Here is a 15,596-nt window from a genome sequence, read left to right as displayed (position 1 = left end):
ATGTTGAATAAAAATTTATAGTGAAACAACTTATAATAATTTCTATAGAAAACCCCGGAATCTTTTGATGAGAAAATTAATAACAACAATTATATTAGGGATCTTAATCCCTTCGGCAGCGTTAAAAGCACAGGAAACCAGCCGGTTTTTCCCGGAAAAAGATTTGGTAACAACCGGTATCTATTATTACCCCGAACATTGGAGTGAAGCCCAATGGGAAAGGGATATAAAAAAGATATCAGACATGGGTTTCGAGTTTGTTCACCTTGCCGAATTTGCCTGGTTCAAAATGGAGCCCGAAGAAGGACGGTTTGATTTTAACTGGCTCGACAGGGTTGTGAACCTTTGCGCAAAGTATCATCTCAAAGTGTTGCTATGTACGCCATCTGCAACCACCCCAACGTGGATGCGGATAAACTACCCGGAGACGTTTGTTATGGATGGCCACTATATCCGTGCAGAGAATGGTACGCGCGGATTAGAGTCAATGGTCAACCCGAAATACCGTGACTTTGTAAAAAAAATAGTAGCGGAAATGGCAAGACGATACGGGCAGAACAAAAATGTGATGGGGTGGCAAATAGATAATGAACCCGGTGCAGTCTCTGATTACAGCCCCTCGTCGCAGGAAGCATTCAGAACGTGGCTGAAAAATAAATACAAAACCATTGATGCATTAAATACTGCCTGGGGGGCCGCATTCTGGAGCCAATGGTTTAATAGTTTTGATCAGGTTATCATCCCTAATACTAACCTCGTAGGTTGGTGGGGTAATAATCCCCATGCCTTGCTGGATTTTAAAAGATACACGGCAGATGCCCAGGCTGAGTTCCTTGATTTTCAGGCAGAAGTTTTACGCAGTTACGTTTCAAAGGCTCAATTTGTTACCACCAACTATACTGCCGTTTGCACCGGTTCAGATCCTAACCGTACCACAAAACTGGATTTTGCGGCATACACGGCATATCCAAACGGCGGTACTGATAATATTGGCGAATCAGGTTTCCGTTTAGGCAACAGCGATGTAGTTCTTTTTGCTTCAGAATATTACAAATCCGTAGGCGGTGTGTCAGGGGTTTTAGAAATTCAACCAGGCCCTGTTAATTGGGGGAGCTACAACCCCCTGCTTTTACCAGGTACAGTTCGGCTATGGTTGTACCACAGCTTTGCGGCGGGAGGAAAGATCGCCTGTTCGTATCGTTTTCGTCAAATTTTATATGGCGCCGAACAATATCATGCTGCTGTGATACAAACGGATGGAGTAACACCTTCGCAGGGCGGTAAAGACTATATGCAGTTTATGAAAGAAATAACAGAACTGAGGGGGAAATTTACGGCAGGCACGAAGATGCCGGCTAAGCTGGCCGCACGGTCGACAGCGCTTCTCTGGAATGTGGAAAATTACTGGAGCATTGACAGACAAAGACAGACAGGGCAATGGAATACATGGGATTATCCGGTAAAATTCCTTAAAACTGCAAGATCATTGGGTGCACCTGTTGATGTAATTAAGGAAACGGCAGATTTGTCGAAGTATAAATGTGTAATCATTCCCGCTTATGAAATGATTGATTCTGCATTGGTAAAAAAATGGAATGACTATGTAGCCAAAGGCGGCCATCTGGTTATTACCTGCCGTACGGGTACCAAAGATCGCAGAGGGCATTTTTGGGAAGGGGAGACCGCCTTGCCAATTTCAAACCTGATTGGTGCCCATGTAAACCAAACCGACATGCTTTCATCGTATGGTAAAGGCGATATATTGATGAATTCGAATCATTATCCATGGCATAGTTGGGGGGATTTGCTCGTGCCCGAAGATACTTCCGGTGTGCTGGCCACATATAATAACCAGTTCTATAAAGGAAAAGCTGCTGTAGTAAAACACCGGATTGGCAAAGGCGACGTAACCTATATCGGTGTAGATAGCGATGATTCTAAATTAGAAAAGGATTTGTTGAGGCAGATTTATAAAGATGCCGGTGCTACAACGGAGGATTATCCTCCCGGTGTATTTGTTTATTGGCGCGATGGCTTTTATACGGCATTAAATTATTCATCTGAAAATTACACCGTAAATCTGCCTGGTAATGCAAAAGTTTTAATTGGGGAAAAAACACTAAAACCATCGGGCGTGCTCGTGTGGACAGAATAATTTTAATAAGAATTAACAAAATAGATGAAAAAAATAATTTGGGTATTGGTGGTTTCGCAATTCGCTTTTTTGGCAAATGTAAAAGGTCAAAGAGCGATTAACGTAGATTTAAACAAAACATCGGGTAAGCTTAATAGCATGTTTAACACCTGTGTAGGTGCAGGCCGGGCAAATGAAGGGCTGCGTGCCGACTGGCAGCAACAATTGGAATACGTAAGAAAACAATGTGGTTTTCGGTATATCCGCATGCATGGCTTACTCACTGATGATATGGCTGTTTATACCGAAGACTCAAAAGGGAACCCTCAGTATAATTATATGTATGTAGATGCCCTGTTTGATTTTCTGCATAAAATTGGGATGAAGCCATTTGTAGAGCTTGGCTTTATGCCTAATGCCCTGGCAAGCGGTAAACAAACAATTTTTTGGTGGCGCGGTAATGTTACCCCTCCAAAAGATTACAACAAATGGCAGGCGCTGATAACCAATCTTGTTCAGCATTTTACAGAACGGTACGGTGTTGAAGAAGTAAAATCCTGGTATTTTGAGGTATGGAATGAGCCTAACTTATCTCCAGGATTTTGGACGGGGACGCAAGACGATTATTTTAAATTGTACGATTATTCCGCAAAAGCAATTAAAAGCGTAAACCCCGGATATAAAGTTGGTGGGCCAGGCACTGCAGGCGCGGCATGGGTTCCCGAAATGATAAGCCATTGCAGCAAAAACAACGTTCCAATCGATTTCGTAAGTACCCACTCATATGGGGTAAACCAAGGCTTCCTGGATGAGTATGGTAACTCGGGCACGGTGTTAAGTAAAGATTCTTTGGCAGTAAGCGGCGACGTGTTGAATTCCCGAAAACAAATTTCTCAATCAGCTAAGCCAGGCCTGGAACTGCATTATACGGAATGGAGTGCTTCATATACACCGGCAGATCCTGTGCACGACAGTTATCAGGAAGCAGCCTATATCCTGGAGAAATTAAAACAAGTTGGCAATGCCGCCAATTCCATGTCATACTGGGTTTTTACCGATGTTTTTGAAGAACCTGGTCCGCGGTTTACACCTTTTCATGGAGGTTTTGGGTTGCTTAATATTCAAGGCATAAACAAACCAGCTTTTTACTCCTATAAATTTATGAATAAGCTGGGGAGAACCGAATTAGCCAATAATGATACACGCTCATGGGTTTGCAAAAATGATAAAGGTGACATCCAGGTTTTATTGTGGGACTATACTTATACTTTACCAGATTCTGTCAATAACCAGTCCTATTATATTAAAGACCTGCCCGCCAAATCCAAAGGGAAGGTTAAAATAAACCTTTCGCATGTGCCTGCCGGAAAATATACTATGGAGGTTTACAAAGTAGGTTATAGAGTGAACGATGCCTATACCGGTTACGTGGATATGGGCCGGCCCTCGCAGCTGAACAAGCAACAAGTTGAAAAATTAAAACAAGAAAATGGCTCGCCTGTCGTGAAACAACAAATTGAAATAAAACCCAATTCCGTTTACTCCCGTGAATTTGATATCCGGGAAAATGATGTGATCTTGGTAAACCTGATTAAACGTTAACTGATGAATGTATTAATATCAAGAATAATAGTAAAAACATACAGCTGTGCGCTTTTTCTTATACTGCTGGCAGCAGGAATGGCAAATGCACAGCAAAGTCTGAATAACAGCAAACAGGAAGAGAAGATCCGTTCACTAATCAGCCAGATGACTTTGCAGGAAAAAGTAAGCCTGTTGCACGCGAATTCCAAATTTTATGTATCCGGGATAAAGAGGTTAGGCATCCCCGAATTGGCGCTGAGTGACGGCCCGCATGGCGTACGCGCTGAAATTAACAGGAACGACTGGGCTTATTCGGGCTGGACCGCTGATTCGGCAACGTGCTTTCCTCCGGGAACAGCGCTTGCTGCAACCTGGAATCCTCAACTGGCCTCAAAACAAGGGCTGGTATTAGGCGAGGAAGCCCGGTTTCGAAAAAAAGATGTGCTGCTGGGGCCTGGTATCAACATTATCCGTTCGCCACTTTGTGGCCGAAACTTCGAATACATGAGTGAAGACCCTTTTCTTATTTCGAGGATGGCAGTTGCTTACATTAAAGCCCTGCAGTCAAAAGATGTTGCCGTGAGTGTAAAACACTGGGTAGCCAACAACCAGGAAACGCATCGCGATTCCGTTGATGTACAAGTAAGCGAAAGGGCTTTTCGCGAGATTTATTTGCCGGGCTTTAAAGCCGCTGTTACTGAGGGCGGCGCTTATACCGTTATGGCTGCTTACAATAAATTCAGGGGCGACTGGTGTTCAGAAAACGAATATCTCAACAGGCAAATTCTTCGGAAAGAATTTGGATTTAAAGGTGTGTTAATGACCGATTGGGCTGCTGCACATTCTACAGTAAAGGCTGCATTAAGCGGGCTCGACCTGGAAATGGGCACCGATATACAAGATTACAACGAATGGTATTTTGCCGATCCGCTGATAAAAGCTGTAGAAGAAGGAAAAGTACCGGTATCGGTAGTTGATGAAAAAGTAGCGAATGTGCTGCGTGTAATGTTCAAAACAAAGATGTTTGATGAAGGTAATCGCGAAAAAGGAAAAATGAATACACCGGAGCATCAAAAGGCAGCCTATAATTCTGCTGCCGAAGCAGCGGTGTTACTTCAGAACAAGGGCGATATTCTCCCTATCAATTTTAACAAAATACAATCGATTGCAATCATTGGCGATAATGCTACCCGGAAACATTGCGGGGCGGGGCTTAGCTCAGAAATAAAAGCGTTATATGAAATAACGCCGTTACAGGCAATCAAGCAAAAGTTTGGCGCCAACGTAAAAATAAATTTTGCCCAGGGATACGAAAAGCAATCTACTTTCAAAGAAGGAAGCAACAGGGGGCAGGGCAATTCGAATAATATTGACTGGAAATTGATTCAGGAGGCTGTAAAGGTTGCCAGGGAATCAGACGTGGTTGTCATTTTCGGAGGGTTAAACCATGACTTTGATACAGAATCTTTTGACAAACAAAATATGGACCTGCCTTATGGGCAGGAAGTTTTGATGCAGGAAGTGGCAAAAGCAAATCCTAATACAGTTGTAGTAATAGTTGCCGGTTCGCCTGTAAAATTAGCAGGCATTGTTAACCGGATACCTGCTATTTTATGGTCATGGTATGGTGGTATGGAGGCCGGTAACGCGGTGGCAGATATATTAAGTGGAAAAGTGAATCCATCCGGCAAATTACCTTTTACATTACCCGTGGCGCTCGATCAGTCGCCGGCCCATGCATTGGGCAATTTTCCTGGAAAAGATTTGAAAGTGAATTACGAGGAGGATGTTTTGGTAGGATATCGCTGGTTTGATACTAAGAAAATCCAGCCTCAATTTCCTTTTGGATACGGGCTCTCTTATACAGATTTTGCGCTCAGCAATTTTTCGACAGAAAAGAATATTTATGAAAAGAATGATATCATCCACGCAAAATTCGTGGTTAAAAATACAGGCAGCCGTTACGGTGCCGAGGTTGTGCAATTGTATGTAAGCGATCCTGTTAGTTCGGTTTTGCGTCCTGAAAAAGAATTGAAGGCTTTTGAAAAAGTTTTTCTGCAACCAGGCGAAACGAAAACAGTTGAACTGAATGTAAAGGTTGGTGATCTGGCTTTTTATGACGAAGCAAAAAAATCATGGAAAGTTGAAGCCGGCGAGTTTGTGCTGCAAATAGGTAATTCATCACGCAATATTTCAAAAACGGTAAAAATATCGGTTAAATAAACATCAATCTGGATACTGTTATACTCAGAGACAACTTTCAATTAATAAACAAATGTCGGTTTTGTATAAAAGAAAGTCCCTTTAAATTAAACATTAGGGTATTCTTTAAGCTAAATTTGACTCACCAATTATCAATTCCTTATAATGAATTAAGTGGGGAACCCAACATTGACCGCTACGCTTCTTCCTGTCTGGATTTGTTAAGCCCTGCTAAACAAATAATAAAGGAATTTATTCTGCAGGTGGCAGATAATTCATCACGTAATATTTCAAAAACAGTAAAAATATCAGTTAAATAAATGAAAATACAAATCAAACAGCTTTTGATAATTTCAACGCTGTTGCTTGCTACCTTGTCTGTTAAAGCTCAGGAATTATACGTGGGGACTAATTATCATCCACATGATGATAAAGACCAGGAAAAAATAAAAAAAGATATCATGCTGATGAAGGCTGCCGGGTTCAAGACGGTTAGGATGGGCCACCTGGCCTGGGACAGTTATGAACCTTCTGAAGGTAAGTTTGATTTTCAATGGTTTGACTTTGTGATGGACATGATGAATAAAGCAGGGATTAAGGTTATCCTTGATATCGCTATTCGCCCGGCGCCTGTTTGGTTGCACCATAAGTATCCCTCCATTGATGTTACCAGCCCAGGGGGCAATGCACAATATCCCAACCATCGCTACATGGATGATGTAGGTGATCCGATGTATCAAAAATACGCTGTACGCTATGCTGATACACTTACAAAACATTATGCTAAACACCCTGCGCTTTTAGCTTTTGGTGTTGATAATGAACCTGGTGATGGCCCTATTTCCTACTCAGAAACGGTAAGAAAAAGATTTGTTGTTTGGTTAACCAAGAAGTATGCTACCATCGATAATTTTAACAAAGCCTGGGCTACACAACGTTGGTCAAGAAGGATTAACGAATTTGATGAAGTTGGACTACCCGTAGCCGGCGAAAAAAACGGCGCACCAGAGAAAATATTAGATTTCAGGCATTTTATTTCAGACGAAGTTAACCAGATCTTATTCAAGGTACTCGACAAGGTTAATACCAATGCCCCTGGTGTACTTACCAACACTAATGCCTGGTATTTCAGTTGGATGAGATATTTTGACTATTCTGAAATTGCCTATTCGGGGAAAATGGCCCGCGAGGGTTGTGGCTTCTATCCCGGAAACTCATTAACCACAAATTGGGGGGTTATGAATGCGAACTTTGTAATTTCCCGTAACCAGTTTGAAAGCACGAACCCTTTCTGGTGCAGTGAGTTTACAACAATGACAGCGGTTCCTAATTCGATCAGAAAATCAGCCTATGCCACGCTGATGTACGGTAATCAAATGGTTTGCGGATGGACCTGGCAAAGTATGTGGTCGGGCGAAGAACAATACCTGGAAGGGATGCTTGATTGGGACGGAATTCCCAACCGTAAATATGATGAATACAAAAAGATAGCGACTGAGTTTAAAAAGATCGAAAAATATTTTCCTTACAAGCCCAGCGCGGAAGTTGGCTTAGCATTCTCCTTTCCAAGTCAGATAGCCAGCAGCTCTTTCCCCGAGGCGCAGGACCAACAGTTACAAAACTGCTGGAATTTGTTTCATTACCGCAATATGGATTCCCGTGTTGTTGAAATCAGCAAGAGCTCATTAAAGTATAAATTACTTTTTGTGCCAGGTGTAACTGTAATGGATGAAACAACTGCCAATAAAATCCGTGATTTTGTAAAAAATGGCGGTACGGTTGTTATGACAAGTAATTCTGCCGTGGTTGACGAAACAGGGAAAGTATTTGCCTCTACTCATCCGGGGCGTTTAAGCGATGTGTTCGGAATACGGGTAGCTGGTTATGAAGAAACAGAGGCGATGAACGAAATATCCCGTCTATCGTTGAAAGGAAAAAAAATTCAATTAAACTATCAGGGCAAAACTATTGGAACTGAATCAACCCGATTTGACGTTGTCGAATCCAAGGGTGCCGAAATCCTTGGAAGTATAACCAGCCTGGATAAAGATTATCCTATTATTACGACTAACAAATATGGCAAAGGCAGGGCAATTTATGTAGGCTTGCCTGCAAGTGGCGAAGTGCTGGGCCCATTGCTTGATAAACTGATAGACGAACTGGGTATTAAGAAAGGACCAAAGGTACCGGATGGCATCATGGCCAGGCAAATTGACAAGAATCATTTTTTATACCTGAACGTGACCGGAGAGCCAAAAGAAATACCAATAAATGGAAAATCGCAGAGTATTCTGTTTGATAAAAGTTATACCGGCAATTTTACTATCGCACCGTACGAGCCGGAGTTTATAGAAATAAAATAGATTTAGTTCGCATAAGTTGAATAACAGAAAATGATAAACGGCGTAAGCTCTATTGGAAAAGTGTTAACAAAACAAGCTGAAAGCAGAACAGGCGCAACAGCTAAGAGCCTTATTGAATTTTTAATTGAGCGCCTTGGAGAGATAATTAGCAAAAATAATAACCCCTATAATCGTAACTATCGTAAAACCGGCGGGTGTATAGCTTTTAATGGATATTACCTGCAATCGATTGAGTGTGATAAGATGCCCGGTGACATCCGTTTAAAAGCGGCGACCGGGCAAATCACCTGGCCCACGTAATTCTTAAACAACGTTAAATGCAGAAGATTAAAAACTTAATTATAACATCCGTATTGCTTGCTGTCTTCCTATGGCCGGCCGGCAGCAGCGCACAAACTAATTTATATGTTTCCGTCAGCGGTAATGATAGCAATCCGGGTACCCAAAGTAAACCATTTGCTTCCATAAGCGAAGCATTGACCAGGGCGCGGAAAGTCCCGGGAGCAGTTTTCATCAGGCTTTATGGAGGTACATATCACTTAAGTGCCCCCGTCGTTTTTACTGCTGCCGACTCCAGGAAGGATAATGAACCTCTGACTTTGACGAGTGTTGACCACCAGGAGGTTATTATAAGCGGCGGCGCAGTACTGAGCAATCTGAATTGGACAGCATATAAAAATGGCATCCGGCAGGCTAAGATCGCCCACGACCTTGTTTTTGATGAACTGCTTGTGAATGGAAAATTACAGCACATGGCCCGTTACCCGAACTATGACCCTTCGGTGCAAATTCTCAGTGGTACAGCAGCAGATGCCATTAGCAAAGAACGGGCTGCAAGATGGAAGTCACCCGCAGGCGGGTATGTGCATGCATTGCACAGCGCCAGATGGGGTGATTTTCATTATATCATTACGGGGAAAGACACCAGCGGCCAACCTATACTGGAAGGGGGCTGGCAAAATAACCGGCGTTCGGGCATGCATGAAAAATATCGTTATACTGAGAATGTTTTTGAAGAGCTTGATGCAGTCAACGAATGGTATTATAACAAAAAGACGAAAATCTTATATTATTTCCCTGCTAAAGGTCTGGATTTAAAGACTGCAAAGTTTGAAACGCCTCAGATTGCGCATTTATTTGAATTTAGGGGGACGGAAGAAAAGCCGGTTAAAAACATTACTATCTCCGGGCTTACATTAACAGGAACGGTACGCACCTTTATGCAAAATAAGGAGCCGTTGCTGCGCAGCGACTGGACGATTTACCGGGGCGGGGCAGTATTGTTCGAAGGTGCCATACATTGCCGCCTCGAAAACAGCCTTCTGCATAATCTGGGTGGCAACGCTGTGTTTTTCAATAAGTACAACCGGGACTGTGAAGTGTCCGGGTGCCAGATTTCCGAAATTGGGGCGAGCGGCATTTGTTTTGTCGGCGACCCGGGCGCGGTACGTTCGCCCAGCTTTGAATATAACGAGTACATACCACCGGCGGAAATTGACCGTACGCCCGGGCCCAAAACAAATAACTATCCAAAGGATTGTAAAGTTTATGATAACCTGATGTTTGATCTCGGCTACGTAGAAAAGCAATCAACAGGAGTGGAGCTATCTATGTGCCAGGACATCACGGTAAGTCATAATACCATTTACGATGTGCCCCGTGCCGGTATAAATGTAAGTGAAGGAACCTGGGGAGGGCATATCATCGAATTTAACGATGTGTTTAATACCGTAAAGGAAACTGGAGACCATGGATCTTTTAATTCCTGGGGCCGCGACCGTTACTGGCAGGCCGATAAGAAGAAGCTTGATTCAGTGGTTGCCGAAAACCCCGGTATAGCACTCCTTGATGTTGTAAAGCCGATTGTGCTTCGTAATAACAGATTCCGCTGCGACCACGGCTGGGATATTGACCTGGATGACGGATCCAGCAACTACCTTATCTATAATAACCTGTGTTTAAACGGGGGGATCAAGCTACGGGAAGGCGTAAACCGTGTTGTTGAAAACAATATCATGGTCAATAATACTTTTCACCCTCATGTATGGTTTAAAAACAGCGGCGACGTTTTTCGTCATAATATTGTTGGAACAGGATACTTGCCTATCGGGATTTCGGCATGGGGAAAGGAAGTTGACTATAACATTTTTCCCGATTCCGTGTCGCTGGCCGAGGCCAGATCCTGCGGCACGGATGGACATTCTGTATATAGCCCTCCGGTGTTTACCAACCCCGAAAAAGGTAATTTTCGCCTGAGCGACAGCGCTGCAGCGATATCAGCAGGTTTCAAAAACTTCGCAATGGATAGTTTCGGTGTGGTTTCCGTACGGCTGAAGGCCATTGCCAAAAAGCCAATCTTCCCGGCAATTGTTGTCACCGGTAATTTAAGCAAAGATGAAACGATAGATTTCATGGGTGCCAGGATTAAAAACCTGAGCACCGCCGGCGAGCAATCTGCAACCGGCATGGATCAGATTAGAGGTGTGTTGGTGCTCTCAGTTGCACATGGATCGGCCGCATCAGGATTCCTTCAGGCCAATGATGTGATATTGACTTTTAATCGCAGGCAGGTTAGCAATCTTAAAGATCTGCTGGAAGCCCGGGACGCGGTTACCGGGAAAAATACCGAAATAGTAATCTTTCGCAACCAACACCAGTTGAAGCAAAAGATTGAATTAAAAATGTAATAAATATGAATTTATGAATAGAAATTTTTTCCTGGGAATTGTTCTTTCTTTGTTCCCAACCGTATTTTGCAGCGCTCAAATCAGCGCGCCTAAACCATTTGGTCCGTTCCCAACCAGTAACCAACTGCGTGTGCAACAAATGGAATCCTATGCATTTGTGCATTTTTCATTGAATACCTATACAGATCAATCCTGGGGATTTGGTAACGAAGATGTGAATTTGTTTAACCCAAAGGACCTGGATTGCCGCCAATGGGCACGGACCTGCAAAGAAGCGGGTATGAAAGGAATCATCATTACCGCAAAGCACCACTGCGGTTTTTGCCTTTGGCCATCAAAACACACGGCGTATTCAGTTAAAAATTCGCCATGGAAAAATGGCAAAGGCGATGTGGTACGTGAAATGGCCGCCGCCTGTAAAGAATATGGTTTGAAACTGGGTATTTATCTGTCACCCTGGGACAGAAACAGTCCGGATTATGGTAAGCCAGAATACATTACCTATTTCAGGAATCAGCTTACTGAGCTACTGACTAACTATGGGCCCATTTTTGAAGTATGGTTTGATGGCGCTAACGGAGGGTCGGGTTATTACGGCGGTGCTAATGAAACCCGTACTATTGACCGGACCACCTACTATGACTGGAAGAATACCTATGCGCTTATCCATAAACTGCAGCCAAATTGCGTAATCTGGAACGATGGCGGCGACCGGGGCGATCTTCGTTGGGTGGGAACAGAATCAGGTTATGTAGGTGAAACCAATTGGAGCCTGCTTAATGCCACTGGCGAAGTAACCTGGAATATGTTACATCATGGTTTAGAAAACGGTAACGCATGGGTTCCTGCCGAAGTAAATACTTCCATCAGGCCGGAGTGGTTTTATCATCCCGGTGAAGACACTAAGGTAAAAACGCTACCCCAGCTGATGGATACTTACTACCACTCCATTGGCCGTAATGCTACTTTCCTGCTTAACTTCCCTATCATGCCCAATGGTTTGATTAATGAAAGAGATGAAAAAGCAGCCTCGGAATTTGGCAAAGCGATTAAGGAAGCGTTTGCTGTAGACCTGGCTAAAATAAAGAAGACCACTGCTTCCAATGTTCGCGGCCACAATAAGGAATTTGGTGCCGAAAATGCTGTTGATAATAAAAAAGACACTTATTGGGCAACAGACGATCATGTAAAAACAGCTTCGCTGACTATCGATTTTGGCAAGCCAACTACATTCAATCGTTTCCTCGTACAGGAGTATATCCAGTTGGGGCAACGTGTGAAAGCATTCAAAGTTGAAGCCTTTGTTGGCGGTAACTGGAAAGAAGTAGCCAACGCAACAACCATTGGGTACAAACGTATTCTTGCTTTCCCGAGTGTGAAGGCAACAAAAGTTCGACTAAATATTACGGACTCAAAAAGTTGTATTGTTATTTCCAATATCGGTGTTTATGATGCGCCGCAGATTTTGACTGCACCTGCTATAATCAGGGACCAATCTGGTAAAATAATCATAACCCCGGCTGATAAAGAATCTGTAGTTTACTACACATTGGATGGAAGTGGGCCCACCACTGGTTCAAAAAAATATACCGGGCCGTTTCAAACAGATGGAAAATTGGATGTAAAAGCAATTGCCAGCGATGCTACTACGGGTAAAAGCAGCCCTGAAGTGGAAGAAAAATTTGACCTGCCACGTAAGGATTGGAGAATTTTAGGAGTAGATGACGAAAAGGCTAACGCAATTTTAGATGGAGATCCTGCTACAGTATGGCACCAGGGCAAGGATACAAAAATGCCGGTTGATTTGGTGATCGACATGGGAAAAGAAGAAAACCTGTCTGGTTTCAGGTATTTGCCCGACGCTGGTTTATGGGGTCCCGGCATTATTACCAACTATCAATTTTATGTTTCGCCCGACAATAAAGAATGGAAATTGGTTGATGAAGGGGAATTCTCCAATATCAAAAACAACCCGCTGATACAAATTAAAAATTTTCTGAGTGTAAAAGCACGCTATATTAAATTGAGGGCTTTGAAGAATACGGAAGGCAATGATAATACCGGCTATGCCGAAGTAGATGTAATTACAAGCCAACCCTAATGTTATCGTCCGGTCTTTAAGGATCCGGTTATCTATTTAAATGATGAATACACAAAGTCACACTAATAATCAGCTATTTAATATGCTACAGCGGGGGATTACGCTCTTGTTTGCAGCTTTATTAGCTTTAAACGTAACAGCACAGGACAGGTCAAATCACGGGTCTGAAAGAACAAAGGAAAATTTTGACTTTAACTGGTTGTTCCACAAAGGTGATATCGCTATCAAACGGGCAGTGAAAGCTGCCGGATATGGAGGTTTAACAGATATCAATGTCAAAGTTGAAACCAACAAAGAAGCCATTATTGCTTATACCGATGTTGATAAAGCAGCTACATTTAAACCCGAAGACTGGAAGGAAGTAAACCTTCCGCACGATTGGTGTGTGGAGGGGACTTTTGTTAATGATAAATCAATCGGGAGCTCGCCGGCCGTCAGCGGATATTTGCCCGGTGGAACAGGTTTTTATAGGAAAGAGTTTGAAATACCAGAAACCGATAAAGGAAAAAAAATATCTATAGAATTTGATGGGATTTTCAGGAACAGTTCCGTTTGGGTCAATGGTCAGCTCATGGGCAACCACCAAAGCGGCTACACGCCTTCAAACTATGATTTGACTGATGTTTTGCGCTACGGTAACGAAGGCAAAAATGTTATTCTTGTAAAGGTCGACGCTACCGAGTACGAAGGTTGGTGGTACGAAGGCTGTGGAATTTACCGGCATGTTTGGCTCAATAAAACCGACAAACTGCATGTTGACCGGTTTGGTACCTATGTTACTACATCTTTAGTCTCGCCTCATGAAGCCGTCGTAACCGTAAAAACCAATATTAAAAACGAATACGGCTTAGCTAAGAACATTACACTCATCTCTAAAATTGTCGATAATAAGGGAGTCGTAATTGATACAAAAACTTCATCGCAGATAATTGAGCCGTTTAGCACGGTTGAACTTTCACAAAAAGGAACTATTCAAAAGCCCTTGCTTTGGACACCCGAAACACCAAGCCTTTACAAGATGCTGACGGAAGTTTCCGAAAACGGGATTGTCATCGATAATTACGAAACCACTTTTGGGGTAAGGACAATCGAAATAAACAGAAATGGGGTGTTTTTAAACGGAAAGCTTTACCCGGTAAAAGGTACTTGCAACCACCAGGATTTTGCCGGGATTGGCGTAGCCGTTCCTGATAAAATAAATGAATACAAATTAAAGTTGCTTAAAGAAATGGGGAGCAATGCTTATCGTTGTTCCCATCATCCCCCCACTCCGGAACTGCTTGATATGTGCGACAGGATGGGTTTGCTTGTGCTGGACGAAAATCGCATGTTGTCGAGTTCGGAAGAAGGGATAAAGGATTTGAAAGCCATGTTGTACAGGGATCGTAACCATCCGTCGATATTTATGTGGAGTATGGAAAATGAGGAATGGATACAAGGCACAGTAACAGGGGCGAGGATATTAAAAACACTGGTTGATATCACGCATAAAATAGACCCGACACGCCCTGTGACTGCTGCCATGAATCATGGACGGAACGAAGGCGGGTATGCCGATGTGCTGGATGTTGTGGGATATAACTATGGAGACAAAGGGCTGGCGTATGTGAAAGACCATGAAAACTATCCCAACCGGGTTGAGTTTTGTACAGAAGCCACAAGTTTCATTTCAACCCGTGGAGAGTATCAGAACGATTGGGGAAAAGGTTTTGTCTCAAACCTCGGATTATGGCAACCCAACTGGGGGCCACTGCCCGGAGAAGACTGGGCGGACATTGTTAAATACCCCTATCTGGGAGGCCTGTTTGTATGGACCGGTTTTGACTATCGCGGTGAGCCTACTCCATACCAATGGCCATGTGTTACCTCTCATTTCGGATTTATGGATATATGCGGCTTCCCTAAAGATGGGTACTACGCGTACAAGGCGGCCTGGACAAACGAACCCGTGGTTCATATTTTTCCGCATTGGAACTGGCCCGGCAAAGAAGGAGACAGCATAAAGGTGCATTGTTACACCAACTGCGACGAAGTAGAGCTATTCCTCAACGGAAAAAATATAGGCAGGCAAAAAGCAATTCCCTATACCAAAGTAATGTGGAACCTTGTATACAAGCCAGGTAAATTGGAAGCCAGGGGATATAAAGGCGGAAAGTTGGTAACACAAGACATTGTTGAAACAACAACTGATCCCGCCCAATTAACCTCGAAGAGCGATTGCAACACCCTTAAAGCAGATGGTACCGATGTGGCTGTTATCCGGGTGGCGGTTAAAGACGCCAAAGGGAGGGTTGTCCCTACAGCAGCGAGCCTGGTAAAGCTTTCAATCGAAGGCCCGGGAAGAATCATTGGCACAGGCAACGGTAATCCCAGCAGCCATGAACCGGATAAAGCCAGTCAGCGGATGGCGTTCAACGGCTATTGCCTGGTGCTGATCCAATCAAATAAACAAGCCGGGGAGATCCGGTTAAAAGCCTCTTCCGAAGCCCTTAAAGGAGCTGAAGTTGTTATTAAAGTCCAATAAG

Annotated in this window: 8 protein-coding genes; all 8 read left to right on the top strand. The window is 43.4% G+C overall.

Annotation, left to right across the window (positions count from 1 at the left end):
- Positions 1–67: 67 nt before the first annotated feature.
- The 8 genes from AC1DO4_RS22770 to galA all read left to right on the top strand — a co-directional run bounded on the left by AC1DO4_RS22770 (position 68) and on the right by galA (position 15,595).
- Positions 68–2,155, top strand: coding sequence for a beta-galactosidase (locus AC1DO4_RS22770; protein ID WP_477419866.1), 2,088 nt, complete (start codon positions 68–70; stop codon positions 2,153–2,155).
- Positions 2,156–2,179: 24 nt separating this feature from the next.
- Complete coding sequence (locus AC1DO4_RS22765) at positions 2,180–3,736, top strand: GH39 family glycosyl hydrolase (protein ID WP_477419865.1); 1,557 nt, start codon at positions 2,180–2,182, stop codon at positions 3,734–3,736.
- Between the two features lie 3 nt (positions 3,737–3,739).
- Complete coding sequence (locus AC1DO4_RS22760; protein ID WP_477419864.1) at positions 3,740–5,941, top strand: glycoside hydrolase family 3 C-terminal domain-containing protein; 2,202 nt, start codon at positions 3,740–3,742, stop codon at positions 5,939–5,941.
- A 299-nt stretch (positions 5,942–6,240) separates the two neighbouring features.
- Positions 6,241–8,283, top strand: a complete 2,043-nt coding sequence (locus AC1DO4_RS22755) for a beta-galactosidase (RefSeq protein WP_477419863.1) — start codon at positions 6,241–6,243, stop codon at positions 8,281–8,283.
- Positions 8,284–8,313: 30 nt separating this feature from the next.
- On the top strand, positions 8,314–8,583 hold the full coding sequence (locus tag AC1DO4_RS22750; RefSeq protein ID WP_477419862.1) for a hypothetical protein: 270 nt from the start codon (positions 8,314–8,316) through the stop codon (positions 8,581–8,583).
- Positions 8,584–8,600: 17 nt separating this feature from the next.
- Positions 8,601–10,970 (top strand): right-handed parallel beta-helix repeat-containing protein, encoded by a 2,370-nt coding sequence (locus tag AC1DO4_RS22745; protein ID WP_477419861.1) that lies wholly within the window; start codon positions 8,601–8,603, stop codon positions 10,968–10,970.
- Positions 10,971–10,983: 13 nt separating this feature from the next.
- Complete coding sequence (locus tag AC1DO4_RS22740; RefSeq protein ID WP_477419860.1) at positions 10,984–13,071, top strand: discoidin domain-containing protein; 2,088 nt, start codon at positions 10,984–10,986, stop codon at positions 13,069–13,071.
- A 40-nt stretch (positions 13,072–13,111) separates the two neighbouring features.
- A complete protein-coding gene (gene galA, locus AC1DO4_RS22735) occupies positions 13,112–15,595 on the top strand; it encodes a beta-galactosidase GalA (RefSeq protein WP_477419859.1) in 2,484 nt (827 codons plus the stop codon).
- Position 15,596 lies beyond the last annotated feature (1 nt).

This window comes from Mucilaginibacter sp. P5_A6, assembly GCF_056400585.1.
The sequence above is the reverse complement of the archived record's forward strand: the minus strand, read 5'-3'. Positions and strand labels throughout refer to the sequence as shown.